This window comes from Winogradskyella arenosi (assembly GCF_003337305.1).
Taxonomy (GTDB): domain Bacteria; phylum Bacteroidota; class Bacteroidia; order Flavobacteriales; family Flavobacteriaceae; genus Winogradskyella; species Winogradskyella arenosi.
In genome coordinates this window covers 300,585-318,924 of sequence record NZ_QPJO01000004.1, presented here as the reverse complement: position 1 = coordinate 318,924, position 18,340 = coordinate 300,585, and the positions used below count along the sequence as shown (strand labels likewise).

Below are 18,340 nucleotides of genomic sequence, written 5' to 3'. Positions count from 1 at the left end.
AATCTACTTTAAATCTACTATTTTTAATCGCTTATTACGCCTCATATAATTCTGAATGATATGCTGAGTATCTCTATTGTTTTCCATCGGCGTAATGATTGACGATAGAATAGCTCTATTATTGATTTGATGATTTAAATCAAAGTATCCCATTCCTTTAAAAATACCGTTCTCAATTAAAAACACGGTTTTTTCTTCAATGGTACGTCCTCGATCTATAATCAGCATATCCTTGTTTTGGTAGCTATACTTGTTAATAAGCTGCTTTACACGTTGGTTGTATGCTGCCACAGGTTCCTCATTAATGCATGCTCCTTCGCATTCTTTAACATCGTATTTAAAACAACTGCTTTTAGTAGTATATAAACCGGTTAATTTCTGACAAAGCTCAAATTGATCCACCGCTTTAAACAAAAAGTTTTTAGCACTTAAGCGTGTACTAAAAGTGATTATAGGCGTTTCTTGACGATTAGATTTGTCTATTTCTAAATTAATATAGCCGTTGCTGTCTGTATATTGGTATAAGGCATGTGTAAAAATGGTACGTCTTAATGCTCTATTAAAGATAGGCTTATGCGTTTTTATTTCAGCACTTTCTTTTAATAACGCGGCGAGTTCACTACCCGTTTTTTCATAGGTTACGGTATTGACTAAGCGTTGTATTTTTTTTGATTTTGAATTGGTACCCGTAAAATGCTGAACAATCCGTTTTCTTATATTATTACTCTTACCTATATAGATAATTTCGCCATCCGCATTATGGATGTAATACACGCCTGTATCTGAAGGTAAGTTGTCAATGATATCTTTTAAATTAGGCGCTATGCTCGATTTTTTTTCCACCTTAATAGCGTCCTTAACAATAGCTTTATCTAAATCTTTATGAAGCAACATCTTAAACAACTTCACCGTAGCCATAGCATCACCATTAGCACGGTGTCTATCGCTCATAGGTATGCCTAAAGAACGAGTGAGTTTACCCAAACTGTAAGAGGGCATATCTGGAATAAGTTGTTGAGAGAGCTCAACAGTACAAAGCGTCTTGCGTTTAAAAGGAAAGCCTAAACGTTTAAATTCGGTCTTTAGAATTCTATAATCAAAAGAAGAATTATGGGCCACGATGATGCAGTCTTCCGTAATTTCAACAATGCGCTTGGCAACTTCGTAAAACTTAGGCGCATTTTTAAGCATATTAGAATTTATGCCTGTTAAATTAACGACAAAAGGTTGAATTTCGCGTTCCGGATTAACCAAAGAAATAAATTGATCTACAATGGCGTGACCATCAAATTTATAAATTGCTATCTCAGTTATGCCTTCTTCATTGAACTTACCACCGGTGGTTTCTATGTCTAATATTGCGTAAATAACGTTATAAATTTTAAGGTTTAATCGTAGGCAGAAAACTGCTACAGCGTTGAGAACTAGTTATTGTAATTCCGAGATCCAAAGATACGACTTCCTACACGAACCATAGTGCTTCCATTTTTAATGGCCAGCTCATAATCACCACTCATTCCCATACTTACAATTTGAAGTTCTGAATGCTCGGCTTTAAGCGTAGTAAAAGTGCGTTTTAGGTATTGAAACTCATTTTCAACCTGTTCAAGGTCTTCTGTAAATGTAGCCATTCCCATGAGACCAACAATACGAATATGTTTTAATTCTGAAAATTCTTCCGATGCTAACAGTTGTGAAGCCTCATCGGCAGACATTCCGAACTTGCTATCTTCTTCGGCGATTTTAATTTGAAATAAGCAGTCGATAATGCGGTCGTGCTTTTGGGCTTGTTTATTAATTTCTTTTAAGAGTTTGAAGCTATCTACACCATGGATTAAGCTCACAAATTCGGCCATATATTTAACCTTATTACGCTGAACGTGTCCAATCATATGCCATTCAATATCTTTTGGCATTTCGGCATGTTTCTCAGCCATTTCTTGGATTTTGTTCTCTCCAAAAATACGCTGACCAGCATTGTAAGCTTCCATTAAATCTGAAACAGGTTTTGTTTTAGACACCGCAACCAATGTAACAGTTTCCGGTAGGCTTGCTTTTATTTCTTTTAAATGTTTTGTAATGCTCATGAGTTTGTAAATGAATTATAAAATGCGTTAGCTTTAATAATTTGTAGTCTTTTAATATTCATAAATGGTAATGCCGCTCCTTAATTTTGGTAAAATATAGGTGCTTTTTGGCGGCATGGTTAAACCTTCGTCGGCAATTTGTTTCATTTGGTGTACGTTAGATGGACATAAACCAAAACCCACTTTAAACGCACCGCTATCTACACTGCTTTTTATAGTTACCATTTCGTGTTGACCATTAACATACGAAATTCTGTCGTTATGCCTTAAATCGTCAATACCTAATAAAGGCTGAAGAATGGTTATATATAAAATCTGAGCATCTAAGGCATCTAATGCCGTATGAAACTCATAAGCCGTTTTTCTTAAAAATAAAGAATAAAATTCACCATCTAAATACATACTAAAATGATGCGCCTCTTTAGGCTGATAAGGCATAATACCTCTATTTTCTATTCTGAAAGTGGTATCGAGCTGAATTAAAAATTCTTCCTTAGTAAATCCGTTGAGGTCTTTTACCAAGCGGTTAAATTCTTGAATAACCAATTCCGATTCCGGAATTAAATAAGACATAAAATAATTGTAAGACTCATTGCCTTGATGCTTCGGGTTTTTAGCTTTTTCATCATTATATAAAAGATAGGAGGATGCTGAGCGGTGATGCCCATCGGCAATGTAAACCGTTTTCATCTTTTTAAATTCCTCTTGTATAATACCAATAGTTTTAGGGTCTTCTACTTTCCAGAGATAATGCGTATCTCTATAGGTCATAGTAAACTCAAACTCGGCGTAGCCTTTTTGCGTGTCTTTTATAATCGCTGCAATGACGGCATTGTCAGGATATGTCAGTAATACAGGCTCAGCGTTAAAGCCTACGGTTTGAAGGTAAGATTTAAAGGTTTCCTCACGTTGGGCAATGGTGTCTTCGTGCTTTTTTATCAGATCCTTTTCATAATCTTCAGCACTGGCTGCCGCTATAATACCATTAAACTCATGTCCATGTCTATTTACAATTTTATAGACGTAAAACGATGGGTTTTCATCTTGAACAAAAATACCGTCTTCTTTAAATTCTAAATAACGATTTTGAACCATTCGGTAGCGTTCTTTACCAGTAACTTCTTGGTCATATTTATAACCTGGATTGACGATATGAAGAAAACTAAAAGGATTATAGGCCATTCTGGACTCGCGCTCATCTAAAGTATAACTTTGATAAGGGCGTGCCGCAACGAGGCCTACAATGGCTCTTGTGGGTTTTACAGCTTTAAATGGAATGATATTCGGCATGGGTCATTTAAAAGTATAAGTCTTTAAGTATGGAATTTGAACTAAAATAACGAGGCTATTGGTTGTAGACCCTACCTGGGTTGAAACCTTATAATTTGCTGTTGTGCCTTTCACTTTCTACTAATGATTACCTACATTAAAAAATGCATCTTTTTCTATAGAATCGTGTGACTTCAATACCGCCGCCGAGGCCTAAGCTTTACAGCTCTAAAAAAAAACTGTAAAGCTTAAAATAGGGCTTTAATGTTTAGCAAACTGTTCAGACACTTTTTCTGCTTTTCTACTTTCAGCATAATCATAAAATCCTTCTCCAGATTTAACGCCTAATTTTCCGGCCATTACCATATTGACTAACAGTGGGCAAGGGGCGTACTTTGGGTTTTTAAATCCGTCATACATAACGTTTAGTATCGATAGGCAAACATCTAAACCAATAAAATCAGCCAATTGTAATGGTCCCATTGGGTGTGCCATACCAAGCTTCATTACGGTATCTATTTCTTCAACTCCAGCAACACCATTATAAAGGGTTTCTATAGATTCGTTAATCATTGGCATTAAAATACGATTCGCTACAAAACCAGGGTAATCATTGACTTCTGTTGGAACTTTACCAAGTGTTTTTGAGAGTTCCATAATGCTTGTGGTCACTGCATCACTCGTGTTATAACCTCTTATAATTTCAACCAATTTCATTATTGGCACCGGATTCATAAAGTGCATACCAATAACTTGTTCTGGTCTTGAGGTTGCCGCAGCAATCTGAGTGATTGATATTGATGAGGTGTTGGTTGCCAAAATGGTGTGTGCTTCACAAACCTCGTCTAGTTGTTTAAAAATTTTAAGCTTTAAGTCTAGGTTTTCCGTAGCAGCTTCTACAACTAAATCTACATTTTTAACCCCTTTTTGGGTGTCGGTAAATGTAGTAATGTTGCCTAAGGTCTCTTCCTTATCAGCAGCACTTATTTTTTCTTTAGCAACCATACGGTCTAAATTACGAGCAATGGTATCCATTCCACGTTTTAAAGAGGTGTCGTTAAGATCAATAAGTTGTACTTTAAATCCAGATTGTGCAAAGGTATGGGCAATACCATTCCCCATAGTTCCTGCACCTATAACAGCGATGTTTTTCATAAATAAAAAAGCCCAAATTAGCCTTCCTAGAGCGAAGGAATTCTTACGTGGGCGAAATAAGAATTTTGTTAATGCTTTATCTCCCTTATATAAAGTAAAGTGTTTATTTAGTTATACTATAAAGCGTTTAGCTTCCGGGTTTTATTTTGTGTGGAAATAAAACCCGAAGGCCTAAACGTTGTAAGTTTTAAAATTGATTGATGATCATATTGGCAACACGTAAAGCTTCTGTACCATCATGAAGGGTTACTACAGGCTTTGTGTTGGTATTTATAGCTTCTGCAAACGTTTCAAGTTCATCTAAAATTGCGTTGTTATTAGCAATATCAGGATTATCGAAATAAATTTGTTTTTTAACGCCTTCTGCGTTTTGTAAAATCATATCAAAATCGCCAGGAGTTTCTGGAGCATCTTTCATTTTTACAACCTCACATTTCTTTTCTAAAAAGTCTACCGAGATATAAGCGTCTTTTTGAAAGAAACGTGTTTTTCTCATATTTTTAAGTGAAATTCTACTCGCGGTTAAATTAGCGACACAGCCATTTTTAAACTCGATACGCGCATTAGCAATATCGGGCGTTTCACTTACCACAGATACACCACTTGCAGAAATGTGGGTAACTGTAGATTGTACAACACTTAAAATAATATCAATATCGTGAATCATAAGGTCTAATACCACCGGAACGTCCGTTCCACGCGGATTAAATTCAGCCAAACGATGACACTCTATAAACATAGGATTTTTAATCTGATCTTTTACTCCGGTAAAAGCAGGATTAAAACGTTCTACGTGACCTACTTGTCCTTTAACACCGTGTTCAGCAACCAAAGCTCTAATGGTTTCAGCTTCTTCAACAGTGTTGGTTATAGGTTTTTCTATAAATATATGTTTTCCTTGTTTTATGGCTTGTTTTGCACACTCGTAATGAGAGAGTGTCGGTGTAACGATATCAACCACATCAACGGCTTTAATTAAAGCGTCTATAGAATCATAATAGGTATAACCAAATTCTTCAACAACGCGTTTTGCGTTTTCAGGATCGGCATCGTAAAAACCAACAAGATCGTATTTATCCGATTGGTTGAGTAATCTTAAATGAATTTTACCAAGGTGACCAGCACCAAGAACACCAGCTTTCAGCATGTTTTTCTGTTTTTAACAAAAATAGTCGTTTTCACTTAGAAATTGAAATAAGAACCTACAAAATCTCAGGGTCTAAAACGGGGTGAAATAGTGCAAATTTTAAGGTAATTTTTAAGACTCTGCAAGCTCATTAACAGCATAATTTGTCAATTTAGCGTTGCGAGATATTCTGAGTTTTTACTTATGACATGGGGATTTTAGGATGATAAAATGCGTTTATTGGGGTTGGAAATTGCTTTTCTTTGGTTTATTTTAGCAGAAACTAAACTACGCTTTGAAAGATACATTTAAGCATCAAGGGATGCGTCAGCAACTTGTTGAGGTCCTTGTTAATAAAGGAATTAAAGACCATAGAGTATTAAAAGCTATAGGGAAAATTCCTAGGCATTTATTTATGGATTCAGGATTTATAGACCATGCTTATCAGGATAAAGCGTTTCCTATTGCGGCAGATCAAACCATTTCACAGCCGTATACCGTGGCTTTTCAATCGGAGTTGTTACGAGTGAGTCCGGATGATAAAGTTTTAGAAATAGGAACGGGAAGTGGTTACCAAACCGCGGTACTCTTAGAGCTCGGAGCAAAAGTCTATAGTATAGAGCGCCAAAAAGAGCTTTATAAAAAGACTTCTAATTTTTTACCTAAAATTGGGTATCGGGCAAAACAGTTAATTTTTGGTGACGGTTATAAGGGCTTACCAGAAGAAGCGCCATTTCAAAGTATAATTGTTACGGCAGGGGCGCCTTATGTTCCTAATCCGCTTTTAAGCCAATTGGCTATTGGTGGCCGTTTGGTTATTCCTGTTGGAGAAAATGTACAGGTCATGACCTTATTTATTAGAAAAGGCCCTAAGGAATTTGAAAAACATGAGTTTGGAGATTTCCGATTTGTACCTATGTTAGAAGATAAGAACTAAAGCTAAGGCCTAAAGTCATATTATAAAAATAGAACGCCTAAAATTGTCAATTCAACCATACAATTTTAGGCGTTTCTTTATTTAAAGTTTAGGGATCTTGTGCTCCCAATGGAGTCCACTAATATCGGTTATTTTTAAAGTATATGTCCCTTTGGCTAAAGTTTTGAGTGTCTCATTTCTAAAATGTAAACGGGCCTTGGCCCCTAAAGGCACAATTAAACTGTGTTTTCCAGGTTGTATCTGTGCGACATAATAATTATCAATAACACCTTCGTTTAAATGGGCTAATTGAGACTGATCTAAAGACCATATCACATCACCATTGGCATCACTTAAGTCCATTTTAATAATCCACGCCCCATAAACATCTACACCTTCGGTTCTAAAGAGGTCGAAAGAAAGATGATCTTGTTGGAGCTGCGCTTTTGTAATTTCTAATTTAGGTTTAACAGATTTATTATGTAAAGTTCCCCAAAGTCCTCCGTGAAATACCTGATTGGTGTATAAGGTAAGTCCTAAGATGAAAAACGAACCGATAAGCACTATTTTTGAAAATAGACTATTCTTTAGAGGAATAAGGCCAGAGCCCAACCAAGCAAATCCTTTTGTTTTTGTGATTGCGGCTTGCTTTTTCAAAAGGTAATAGTCTATGGAATAGCGGCCGCTTCCGGTTAGGAATAGGACGAATCCTGTTGCAATTCCAAGGACGCCAATTTGCCATTCATCTAGGCAGGTGGTTCCAATCCAACCCGAGCCTAAAAGAATGCCCATGGCAAGTCCGAATACGCCAATACTCATTAAGCGTGTAAACAATCCGAAAATGATAAAAAGTCCTACAAGGCCTTCTATAATGGTGAAGGCAACCATATGATACCATAAAATATCAGGATTTTCAACCAGGTAGAGAATCATGGGTTTAATGCCTAAGGCATTAGGGAGGAAATGGTTAAATTTTTCGCCAATATAGCCTGCGGTTTCAGGATCTAATTTGTCGGCTAAAATGGTGCGTCTAAAAAAGGCTGAAAAGTAGGTCCAACCGACCACCATACGTAAGGAAAGGGTTAAAAAACCCGAGTCATTTTTAAGAGGTAATTTCATTGTATATATCTTTAAATATGTAAACTAATTTTCTGCTAGCGAAGTGGCTAGGATGCTGTTAAGAAAACAAATTATAGATAAGCCTTACAATGTTTATAGAGAATATAATAAGGCGCTAAGGGAGGGATTTCGCCTCTAGCGCGATAGGTTAGTGCCAGCAAAGGCTTTAAGACAAGACCACGATAGAAGCTAAAGTCTTTTAAATTGGGCGTTGCGGCAACTGAAAATTGAAGTTTCTTATAAGCTGTTATGTGGCTATTGTAGGCTTCTACAGAAGACTTACAGAGGGTATTTGTTAATGAAGAAATACTTTTATTAGAAACTTTGGTAATTGGAATTTCTAAAGAGTTTTGAATTGTATTTCTGACTTTGCAAGGTGAAAATACCAACAAAACCATGAGCCCTAAAAGGGCTAGGGCACCGCTGATTTTTTTTATGTGTATTGGTAATTTCAAGGGACAAATATGAAATGATAATATTGAAATACTGCAAAATTTAAGTTAATTCTGCATTAGTCTTCCTGTGGTAAATAGGTTTCAGGGATTGGTGTGTCTTCGGTTTCTTGAGTCCATAATAAATTGATAATCCACCAACGTGTACCGTCATTGAAGAGTTGTATACTATTGATGCCTTTTAGAAAAGGAACCTCGTCTGTCTTTGTTTTATAGGCTTCATAAGTACTAAAAACTTGGGTGATGGCCCCAAAAGATTCAACCGTTCTATGCACTTCTCTTTCATGAAATCCATTGGTTTCTAACCATTCTCCAGAGGTTGAAATATAATCATCTACGCTCAAATATCGGACTTTTATTTCACCTTTTATCGATTTTCCTGTAGGAATAAGTTTAGCATTCTTATGAAACAAATGCTTAAATAAATCCCAATCGCGTTTAAAACCTTTATCACCAGAAATTACGGTGTATAGCGATTCAATAATGCTGTTTAAAGTGGCAACATTGGTTGTGTAATCTTTTTCTTCAACATCGTCTTGGGCAAAAGCTCCAAAAGACAGCGTGAGTAGGAGGGCTGTTAAAACAATTTTTTTCATGGGGTAAATTTAAAAGAATTTCAAACCAAATACAACGGCATCACTTTGAAATCCGCTTTGGTAAGAGCGCAAATAGTCAACGCGTAGAAATTTCCACTTTCCCCACCCAATATTGTCTACACCTACAGAGTATTCTTGGTAAGGACTGAAATTAGGTTGTGCTAAAACATGCATTCCTAAAACCAAATTAAAATTTAAATTGTTCAGTAGCGGGAGTTTTCCAAGGATATAACCATTAAAGTCGTGTTCAATATGGCCTTCAAAATAAGCGTCATTGGTGCTAGCGGTGTAGTAGTCTACATTGTTAAACACATTGGTGTAATTTCCAGAAGTGCTTACATGAGTTTGGTTGCCGTTAAAGTGTTGGTAATCCATAAACGCAATGTTATCGGCATTAAAAAACTTTCCTGCTTTTAGGTTATAATGGAAACGGCCTTTGTCTTTAATGTTGAAGGCTTGTCTAAGGCTTGCTTTAATTTGATGGTAATTATAGTCCTGATCTGATGACGCAAAACTGGTCTCGTAGCCTAAGTATAAGGTTGGATAATCTTCATTATTCACATTGTATTTAGCATCGGGATAGCTTAGGTATTTTTGTCCAAAATTAATACGAGCATCAAGATTCCCTTTGAGGGTATGGTGGGTGTTAAAAGGCGCAGTCCCCAAAGCGAGGGCATCTAAGGGATTGTTGCTGGTGTAAACATCGTCGTCATCATTAAATAAGGTTTGGTCTGTGGTGTTAAAAATAGCTTTTCGTCGTTCGTAACTTAAACCAGCATAAATTCTGAAGCCGTTAAAAAGTTCTTCAGCATAATTAATGGCTAGGTAGCTTTTGTCGTATAGCTTCATGTAATTGTCTTCAAAAAATAAGGTGCTTACCGTATTAATCAGTGGAGTTATGGGGGTGGAGGGACTAAATTGTTCTGCGCTAACACCACCCGATAGCACTAAAAAAGAATTTGTAATACTATTAAATTTATAAATCATAGATGCTGAAGCCCGAAATCGCTTATCTGAAAATCCATATTGCAGGGAACCATCGATATTGAAATACCGATTATAGGCATCGTATTTTTTTGTGTAAAAAACATCGGCATTAGCGGTATAACCTTGTACGGTGTTAAATTGTACGGCTTTTAAGGTCGGAATGTTAAAACCTAAGCGGTAATCTTTAATGGAGTTTTGATAGGTGTAGCCTAAAATGTTACTTACTTTAAATTTGTTTTTAACGCGGTCTACAGAATCTAAATAAGGTTGCGATTCGCGCAGTACCTGAAGACTATCTTTTTTTGTGTAATCGGTGCGTTCTTCAGCTGTTAGTGGGACCGGTCTAATGCTGTTCCAAAAAATAGAATCTTTGGTATTGGCTTCTTTTTCATACGTTACAATTTCACGTGTAAAGTCTTTATTGCTGAGTCCAATATTAAATTCATAATTGCTATAAACGGCAGTGAATCGGCCTTCACCTTTAATGCCAAAAAGAGCATATTTTAAATCGATACTCTGAGAAATTAATGCCCAAAGCTCATGATTTTCTGAATACGAAAAACTTTGTTGTAACGATAGTTGATCTACAATAGGAATTTTAGCTTGAGTTCCGGTAAGGCTTAATTCTATCGCGAAAAGCGTCCATTGCTCTTCAACAATATAGATAAACCCAGAAAAAACCGGATCATTTTTTCGCTTAGGAATTACCTTTATTTTATTAATGAGCTGTCCTCGCTCGTTATAAAACATCCCTTCAAGTTTATAATTGTAATAAGAAAAAGCATTATTGGCAATAGGAGAGATGATTTCATTTCCTAAAGAAATTGTATTGTTATAAAAGTTGTAGTCAACGTCTAGTGCACTATTAAAACTAAATCCATTACTATCACCGCTAACTTTTGAAGCAGTAATTTTTTCTTTCAGCTTATTGGGATTTAGAAATTGAATTTTAGAAATGGTTTCAGACAAATAAACAATACCACTGCGGGTAGAGTCTAAGCCACCACCCAAATCTCCTAGCTCTTGGCCCATTATTTTTTCTGGCGCGTCTACAATTTTAAGTAATCCGCGCGAATAGAAATCGGCTTTAAAGGATTCTATTTTAGCAAGGTTGGCTTCTCTTTGGGCAATGGTTTGGCGTATTATGGCATTAGCCGGATCCGTTTCAGAATCGATAAGCACCTCGTTTAAAGACACGGATTCTTCTATAAGAACCATATCTAACTCATAAGGAAACTGGCTAATCTGTACCTCTTTTTTTACCGTCTTATAGCCTAAATAGCTAAAGACAAGCGTATAAGTTTTTGGAGTGGTTATGTTTAGTTCATAAAATCCATCGTCATTACTCGTTGTGCCTTTGTAGGTATTCTCAATTAAAATATTTACAAAAGGAAGTGGTTGATTGTTTTGGTCGGTGACTTTTCCTTTAATTTGGGCTGAAACGAGTGTGGTGGCGATGAGGCACAACAAACCGAAGAATTGCTTTTGCATAGACGATGAGATTGATGAATTAATGTACGACCCTTTGAGTCCATTAAACCACAGGTAAAGTGATCTAAAAGTTAGGCGTCATAAAAGTCGCAACTAAAAATGAACGGTTAGACCTTAATTTAAGGCCACATAAATATAGACGAAAGTTTAAAGTAAACGCGAGTCCGCCCTAAATTTAACGCAAAAAAATAAAATGACGTCGATGCAGAGAAAGCGCTTAGCGGAAGTTCTTCTTAATACGGTCTAGGTTTCGCTTGTTATCACGATCCTTAATGGTATCGCGCTTATCGTAAAGTTTTTTACCTTTTCCTAAGCCTATAACAAGTTTAGCCAAACCACGGTCGTTAATAAACAAGCGTAACGGAACAATAGCATTCCCTTTAATATTCACTTCTTTTTCTAACTTTTTTAGCTCTTTTTTATTCAGTAATAGCTTGCGTTCAGCCTTAGGTCTGTGGTTGTAATAGGTGCCGTATTTGTATTCTTCAACCGTCATGTTAATTACAAAAAGTTCACCTTTGTCATTAAATTCACAAAATCCTTCAGCGATAGACGCTTGTCCAGATCGTATCGATTTAATCTCCGTACCAGAAAGCACTATTCCAGCGGTGTATTTATCCAAAATTTCATAATGAAACTTGGCTTTTCTATTGAGTATGTTGACGGTTTTTTGCATGGTGGGCAAAGATAAGAAAGTATGTGTGAAGTTTGAAGTCTTATAGATATAAAAAATGAAAGTGATTTCTGCTTGGGTTTTAGAACGTCTTTAGCGTCCTGCTTTCTGGTTTTTTTGTAAACCTTTTGACGCAAGCTTTATCATGAATTTAGGATAATTCTGTAATCTAAGCCATACATTCGCGACTGCAGTATTGTAAAACCAATGATATGAAAAATTACTTCTTCCTCGCAGCCTTAGTCTTTATTTTAGGATGTAAAAATGACAACGCAGAGACAAATACCGTAACACCTACTGAAACGGTTGTAAGCGCATTAACTGCAAACCAAATTATTGATAAAGCTATTGATGTAGCGGGAGGTGAGCGATTTCAAAAATCGAGTTTGAAGTTTGAATTTAGAGATGTGTATTACCAAGCGCTTCGTAAAAATCATGAGTTTTTATTGGTAAGACTTAAAGTGGAAGGGACAGATTCTATTTTTGATATGTTAAGCAATGTGGGGTATGAGCGTTATAAGAATGATGCTTTTGTACAGCTTGAAGATTCAATTGCTAAAAATTATGAAGCTTCTGTAAATTCTGTCCATTATTTCTCTGTGCTGCCTTATGGCTTAAATGATAAGGCCGTAAACAAAACGCTTTTAGGAACAGAAACCATTAAGGATAAGGCCTATTTTAAAATTAAAGTCACCTTTGATCAAGACGGTGGAGGAGAAGATTTTGAAGACGAATTTATATATTGGATCCATACCGATAGCTTTAAGGTAGATTACCTTGCTTATTCTTATGAAGAGGAAAGTGGAAGAGGGCAGCGCTTTAGAGAGGCTTATAACGAACGTTACCGCGGCGGACTTCGATTTGTGGATTATAATAATTTTAAAACCGACGATGCCGCTTTAAAACTAGAAGATTTAGCAAAAGCCTTTGAGGCCAACACATTAAAATTATTGTCTAAAATTGAATTGGAGAACGTTACTGTAGAATTAGTCAACGACTAAGAGCTCCGATTTTTTTTGATCTTCAGAGCGTGTCACAATATACAAGTTGGCATTATTATCATCAGCAATAGCCTCATATTTCTCTTCACCCAATAAAGCATTAACAAATTTTGGAGTGGTGTTGCTATGTCCAACGATTAATACGGTTTTGCCTTGGGTTTTGGAAATAAACTTGTTGATCTCAAGGTCTGAAGGATTATAATATTGAACCGCTAATTTCTTGGCTTCAGCTGTAGGTTGTGCCGTTTGTTCCGTACGCTTATAGGCGGTGGTATATATGGCATCAAAAGGGATTGACTTAAAATAGTCTGCCCAATGTTGTGCGCGTTTCAGTCCTTTTTCGTTTAAATCAGGATTTTTGTTAGAAGCATCAGACCGATCTTTTTCAGCATGCCTAATGAGGTAATAGGTGCTTGTACTCGCAGTATTAGATTGCACTTGGTCTTTGCAAGAGACTAGGCCTATTGCAGCAATTAGTAAAATTATAATCTGTTTTCTCATTACTGTTGAAATTGAATAACTTGTGCGTATTCTAAATTTAAGCCAATTCTAATGCGACTTCAATCATATGTTTAAAGGTGGTTTCGCGCTCTTTACTAGTTGTTGATTCCCCTGAAACCAAAGAATCTGAAATAGTTAGAATGGCAAGGGCATTTACCCTGTGTTTAGCGGCAATGGTATATAAGCCGGCGGCTTCCATTTCTACACATAAGACACCGAATTTAGACCATTTTTTAAAGGACTCTTTATCATCTTCATAAAATTCATCTGAAGATAGAACATTTCCGGCTTTGATAGGAATATTTTTAGAACGGGCTGCTTCTACGGCTTTAATAAATAAACCGAAATTTGCAGTTGGCGCATAGTCCGCACCGCCAAAACGTAATTCATTAACCCCAGAGGTTGATGAAGCTGACATGGCCAAAACCACATCTCTAATTTTAACGTCGGCTTGGTAGGAGCCAGCGCTTCCTACTCTAATAAGGTTTTTTACGCCATACTCGGTAATAAGTTCATTGGCGTAGATAGAAATACTTGGGACGCCCATACCTGTTCCCATTACGGAAACACGTTTTCCGTTATAAGTGCCTGTATAGCCATACATACCTCTAATTTCATTGAAACAAAATGGATTGTCAAAATAAGTTTCAGCAATCCATTTTGCTCTTAATGGGTCTCCTGGTAATAGGATGGTCTCTGCGATGTCGCCTTTTTTTGCTCCGATGTGTACACTCATAGTACAAAGTTAAGCAAAGTAGTGCAATTAATAAGCAGCTTTTGAGGCTAACTCATTCATCATGGCAACACCCGCCGAAGCTCCGATGCGGTCAACACCAATGTCAATATATTTCTGAGCAGTTTCAGCATCTCTAATACCTCCAGAGGCTTTAATTTTAACTTGGTCACGAACGGTTTTACGCATAATTTTTACCGCTGTTAGGGTTGCGCCACTTTTAGAAAATCCGGTTGAGGTTTTTATAAAATCGGCTTTAGCATCCATACAGATTTCACAAGCTTTTACGATTTCATTTTTAGAGAGTTCGCTAATTTCTAGGATAACTTTAAGGGTTGTAAAGCCAATAGCGCGCTTTACGTCACTGATATCCTTAAGAACTGCGAGGTAGTTTTTACTTTTTAAACGACCGATATTTAAAACCATATCGATTTCAGTAGCGCCTTGCTCTATGGCACTTTTAGCTTCAAAAATTTTAGCTTCAGTAGACATCGCTCCAAGAGGGAATCCTACGACGGTACAGATTTTAACATCAGAATGTCCTAAGGCTTGTTTCGCGAGTATTACATTGCTACTATTCACGCATACGGAATAGAAATTGTATTTCAATGCTTCTTCGCATAGTTGTAAAATGTCTGCTTCGGTGGCAGAGGCACTTAATAAAGTGTGGTCTAGGTATCGATTTAAATTCATCTATTATATAAGTAGGGTTATACTATAAATTGAATGATGTCGTCATCTCATTAATGATTTCAGTACATCGGTAATAAACTTAAAGGGAAGGATTAAATAGCTCGACAAAACTAAGTATTTATCCGATAAAAAGCATAATAAATAAGGTAAAATTATAGTGCATTTGGTCGAAAAGTTAGAAATACGAATTTAAACCCTTTGATTTTAGGGGTGTATGAGATTTAATTTGAAAAATGTTTTTTAACTATTTAGGGGGTGTTTTACCTAAAATAAAGTCAATACCTGCATTGTTTCTCTTAGATGTCTTTTTTGATTTCTGAATTGAAGCCTGAATTAATACAACTTATTTTCGTGGTCTGTAAAGGATTTTATGCTCCTAAATCAGTCTTCGTTTTAATGTATTTTGAAGTTAAAATTGAATTGGTTTTCCTAAGTTTTGAACGTTTATTTGACATATGAAAAGTCCGCAGTCTGATACTAGAATGTCAAAATTTTAATATAGGCAACCGCTTGTAGTCGTACTTTTATTTATAAGTTTTTAGCGTAAAAAAAGGGCATGAAAAAAGCAACACTCTTGGCTTCCTATCGAAAACTAGAATGTTGCTTTTAAAGGTATTTAAAAATATAATTTAATGCCTTAAAGTTTTAATTTAAAACTCTTCAGTGATTAAATCCCCTTGATTTCTAAAGACCAATTGCTTATCAAACTCATCAAGTAGAATAATACTATCCGTAGTGACTTTTCCTGATAAAATCTCTTTACTCAATGCATTAAGTACTTCTTTTTGAATCACACGTTTTACAGGTCGTGCACCATATTCTGGGTGATAGCCTTTATCAGCTAAATAACGTGCAGCTTCCGGAGTGGCGTCAAAAGTGATTCCTTGTTGCGCAATCATTTTGGTGATGCCTTTAAGTTGGAGTCCTACAATATCTAAGATGTTTTCTTTAGTCAGTGGCGTAAACATTATGGTATCATCAATACGATTTAAAAACTCTGGTCTTACCGTTTGCTTTAATAAAGCCAAGACATCAATTTTAGCTAATTCCATAGCCGAGGCAATATCTTTTGTGGCTTCAAAACGTTCTTGTATAATATGGCTTCCCATATTAGAGGTCATGATAATGATGGTATTTTTAAAATCGGCCACACGCCCTTTATTATCTGTCAATCGGCCTTCATCTAAGACCTGTAAAAGAATATTAAAGGTGTCGGGATGGGCTTTTTCAATTTCATCTAACAAGACCACAGAGTAAGGTTTTCTTCTCACGGCTTCTGTGAGTTGTCCGCCTTCATCATAACCCACGTATCCTGGAGGTGCCCCCACTAAACGACTTACGGCATGGCGTTCTTGGTATTCACTCATATCAATCCGAGTCATCGCATTTTCATCATTAAACAAATATTCTGCTAATGCTTTTGCTAATTCGGTTTTTCCCACACCTGTAGTTCCTAAAAATAGGAAGGTACCCACCGGTTTATTCGGATTTTGTAATCCAGCGCGAGAACGGCGTACCGCATCACTAACAGCTTCAATGGCTTCTTCTTGTCCTACTACACGCTTGTGCAGTTCATCTTCAAGTTTTAGTAATTTTTCACGATCACTCTGTAGCATTTTGGTCACCGGAATTCCAGTCCATTTTGCAATAACATCAGCGATATCTTCATAAGTAACTTCTTCTTTTATTAAAGAGGTTTCTTGTTGTGCGGCAAGTTGTTTTTGGTAGTTTTCAAGTTGCTCTGTAGCTTCTTTGATCTTCCCGTAGCGAATTTCAGCAACTTTACCGTAATCGCCTTCACGCTCGGCACGTTCCGCTTCAATTTTAAAGGTTTCGATATCTTGCTTAATATTCTGAACGTTTTCTACAACTTCCTTCTCTGATTTCCATTTCGCATTAAGCTCATTACGTTCTTCTTTAAGGTTAGCAAGATCCGCTTTTAAACTTTTAAGTTTTGTTTCATCTTTTTCACGTTTAATGGCTTCATGCTCAATTTCAAGTTGCATAATCTTACGGTCTAGGACGTCTAACTCTTCAGGTTTAGAATTGATTTCCATACGTAATTTAGAAGCTGCCTCATCCATTAAGTCAATGGCTTTATCCGGTAAAAATCGGTTGGTAATATAACGCTCAGAGAGTTCTACGGCACCAATAATAGCTTCATCTTTGATTCGCACTTTATGGTGCGTTTCATACTTTTCTTTAATTCCTCTTAAAATAGAAATCGCACTTTCGGTATCTGGCTCATCAACAGTTACTTTTTGAAAACGACGCTCTAAAGCTTTGTCTTGCTCAAAGTATTTTTGATATTCGTCTAATGTTGTGGCTCCGATAGCTCTTAACTCACCGCGGGCTAGGGCAGGCTTTAAGATATTAGCGGCATCCATGGCACCTTGTCCGCCACCAGCGCCTACAAGCGTATGGATTTCATCTATAAATAGAACGATGTCTCCATCACTTTCCGTAACTTCTTTTATTACAGATTTAAGACGTTCTTCAAACTCGCCTTTATATTTAGCACCAGCAATTAGTGCCCCCATATCTAAGGCGAAAATTTGTTTATCCTTAAGGTTTTCAGGAATATCTCCATCAATAATTCTATGGGCAAGCCCTTCAGCAATCGCCGTTTTACCGGTTCCTGGTTCCCCAACTAAGATGGGGTTGTTTTTAGTACGACGCGATAAAATTTGAAGAATACGTCTAATTTCTTCATCGCGACCAATAACCGGATCTAATTTGCCATCGCTAGCTAATTGATTTAAATTCTTAGCGTATTTTGATAAGGAGTTGTACGTGTCTTCTTGACTTTGAGAGGTAACTCTATCGCCTTTTCGAAGTTCTTCAATAGCCGCATTTAATCCTTTTTCTGTAACGCTTTGATCTTTTAAAATCTGAGCTATTTTGCTTTTAGATTTGAAAATAGCGACGATAAGATGTTCAATAGAAACAAAATCATCGTTCATTTTTTTTGCAATGATTGACGCTTCATTTAAACTTTTACTTGCTTCACGCGAAAGCATCAGGTCACCACCCGAAACTTTAGGGAAACTCTCCAATTCTTTATCTAAGACTTGTTGAAGCATTGAAACGTTGACGTTCAACTTCTTTAAGATAAAAGGGAGGACGTTTTCATCAACATTAAAGAGGGCTTTAAAAATGTGTTCGTTCTCTATTTGCTGATGACCAAAGCCTTGAGCCAGCTGCTGCGCTTGCTGTATGGCTTCTTGCGATTTAATGGTGTAATTATTAAAATTCATCTTTTTTTATGCCTGTTCTAAAAAACAGGTGTCTTTTTTAGTTTAACTTTTGATTTCGTCATTCAAAAGACATCTAGAAGTTAGACCGCTTTTGAAAGACCTTAACATCGCCTCAGATGGCGTTGTTTTGATAAGCTATAGTCAATTATCTTACCATTATTTAAAAGTAGGTAAAGCGCGACAAAATGTCTTATTTAGAATGGTTTATAATGACGTTTTGTCTTTTTGTAAGAATACTACTTTATTTCGACTTAAAGTATGACTAGCGTCAGTTTAGAGCTTTT

General features: G+C 36.5%; 16 protein-coding genes. 2 read left to right on the top strand and 14 right to left on the bottom strand.

Going from position 1 to position 18,340, the window contains the following annotated elements:
• Nucleotides 1-3: 3 nt before the first annotated feature.
• From DFQ08_RS12955 to DFQ08_RS12935, 5 genes are all read right to left on the bottom strand, one after another.
• The gene (locus DFQ08_RS12955) at nt 4-1,368 is read right to left on the bottom strand and encodes an exonuclease domain-containing protein (RefSeq protein ID WP_114310440.1); all 1,365 of its coding nucleotides are present in this window, start codon (nt 1,366-1,368) and stop codon (nt 4-6) included.
• Between the two features lie 56 nt (nt 1,369-1,424).
• The gene (locus DFQ08_RS12950) at nt 1,425-2,087 is read right to left on the bottom strand and encodes a YggS family pyridoxal phosphate-dependent enzyme (protein WP_114310439.1); all 663 of its coding nucleotides are present in this window, start codon (nt 2,085-2,087) and stop codon (nt 1,425-1,427) included.
• A gap of 51 nt (nt 2,088-2,138) precedes the next feature.
• Entirely contained in the window at nt 2,139-3,377 is a 1,239-nt protein-coding gene (locus DFQ08_RS12945) for a DUF1015 domain-containing protein (protein ID WP_114310438.1), read from the bottom strand.
• A 240-nt stretch (nt 3,378-3,617) separates the two neighbouring features.
• Nucleotides 3,618-4,511: a 3-hydroxybutyryl-CoA dehydrogenase gene (locus DFQ08_RS12940; RefSeq protein WP_114310437.1), complete on the bottom strand. Its 894-nt coding sequence runs from the start codon at nt 4,509-4,511 to the stop codon at nt 3,618-3,620.
• 187 nt (nt 4,512-4,698) lie between these two features.
• A complete protein-coding gene (locus DFQ08_RS12935) occupies nt 4,699-5,658 on the bottom strand; it encodes a Gfo/Idh/MocA family protein (protein WP_114310436.1) in 960 nt (319 codons plus the stop codon).
• A 274-nt stretch (nt 5,659-5,932) separates the two neighbouring features.
• Here DFQ08_RS12935 and DFQ08_RS12930 point away from each other — a divergent pair, with 274 nt between their 5' ends.
• A complete protein-coding gene (locus DFQ08_RS12930) occupies nt 5,933-6,574 on the top strand; it encodes a protein-L-isoaspartate(D-aspartate) O-methyltransferase (protein ID WP_114310435.1) in 642 nt (213 codons plus the stop codon).
• A gap of 81 nt (nt 6,575-6,655) precedes the next feature.
• Here DFQ08_RS12930 and DFQ08_RS12925 read toward each other — a convergent pair whose 3' ends face one another.
• The 5 genes from DFQ08_RS12925 to smpB all read right to left on the bottom strand — a co-directional run bounded on the left by DFQ08_RS12925 (nt 6,656) and on the right by smpB (nt 11,874).
• Entirely contained in the window at nt 6,656-7,672 is a 1,017-nt protein-coding gene (locus DFQ08_RS12925) for a TQO small subunit DoxD (RefSeq protein ID WP_114310434.1), read from the bottom strand.
• Between the two features lie 71 nt (nt 7,673-7,743).
• Complete coding sequence (locus DFQ08_RS12920) at nt 7,744-8,127, bottom strand: hypothetical protein (RefSeq protein ID WP_114310433.1); 384 nt, start codon at nt 8,125-8,127, stop codon at nt 7,744-7,746.
• A gap of 56 nt (nt 8,128-8,183) precedes the next feature.
• Complete coding sequence (locus DFQ08_RS12915; protein ID WP_114310432.1) at nt 8,184-8,720, bottom strand: hypothetical protein; 537 nt, start codon at nt 8,718-8,720, stop codon at nt 8,184-8,186.
• A gap of 9 nt (nt 8,721-8,729) precedes the next feature.
• Nucleotides 8,730-11,198, bottom strand: a complete 2,469-nt coding sequence (locus DFQ08_RS12910) for a DUF5686 and carboxypeptidase regulatory-like domain-containing protein (RefSeq protein WP_114310431.1) — start codon at nt 11,196-11,198, stop codon at nt 8,730-8,732.
• Between the two features lie 217 nt (nt 11,199-11,415).
• Nucleotides 11,416-11,874: an SsrA-binding protein SmpB gene (gene smpB / locus DFQ08_RS12905; RefSeq protein WP_114310430.1), complete on the bottom strand. Its 459-nt coding sequence runs from the start codon at nt 11,872-11,874 to the stop codon at nt 11,416-11,418.
• 209 nt (nt 11,875-12,083) lie between these two features.
• Here smpB and DFQ08_RS12900 point away from each other — a divergent pair, with 209 nt between their 5' ends.
• A complete protein-coding gene (locus DFQ08_RS12900; RefSeq protein WP_114310429.1) occupies nt 12,084-12,872 on the top strand; it encodes a DUF6503 family protein in 789 nt (262 codons plus the stop codon).
• Here the strand turns inward: DFQ08_RS12900 and DFQ08_RS12895 are convergent.
• From DFQ08_RS12895 to clpB, 4 genes are all read right to left on the bottom strand, one after another.
• Nucleotides 12,858-13,373 carry a SixA phosphatase family protein gene (locus DFQ08_RS12895; protein ID WP_114310428.1) on the bottom strand — a complete coding sequence of 172 codons (516 nt, stop codon included), beginning with the start codon at nt 13,371-13,373 and terminating at the stop codon, nt 12,858-12,860. The genes DFQ08_RS12900 and DFQ08_RS12895 overlap by 15 nt on opposite strands.
• Nucleotides 13,374-13,410: 37 nt before the next feature.
• Nucleotides 13,411-14,109: a purine-nucleoside phosphorylase gene (gene deoD / locus DFQ08_RS12890; RefSeq protein WP_114310427.1), complete on the bottom strand. Its 699-nt coding sequence runs from the start codon at nt 14,107-14,109 to the stop codon at nt 13,411-13,413.
• Between the two features lie 27 nt (nt 14,110-14,136).
• On the bottom strand, nt 14,137-14,799 hold the full coding sequence (deoC, locus tag DFQ08_RS12885) for a deoxyribose-phosphate aldolase (protein WP_114310426.1): 663 nt from the start codon (nt 14,797-14,799) through the stop codon (nt 14,137-14,139).
• 650 nt (nt 14,800-15,449) lie between these two features.
• Nucleotides 15,450-18,056: an ATP-dependent chaperone ClpB gene (gene clpB / locus DFQ08_RS12880; protein WP_114310425.1), complete on the bottom strand. Its 2,607-nt coding sequence runs from the start codon at nt 18,054-18,056 to the stop codon at nt 15,450-15,452.
• Nucleotides 18,057-18,340 lie beyond the last annotated feature (284 nt).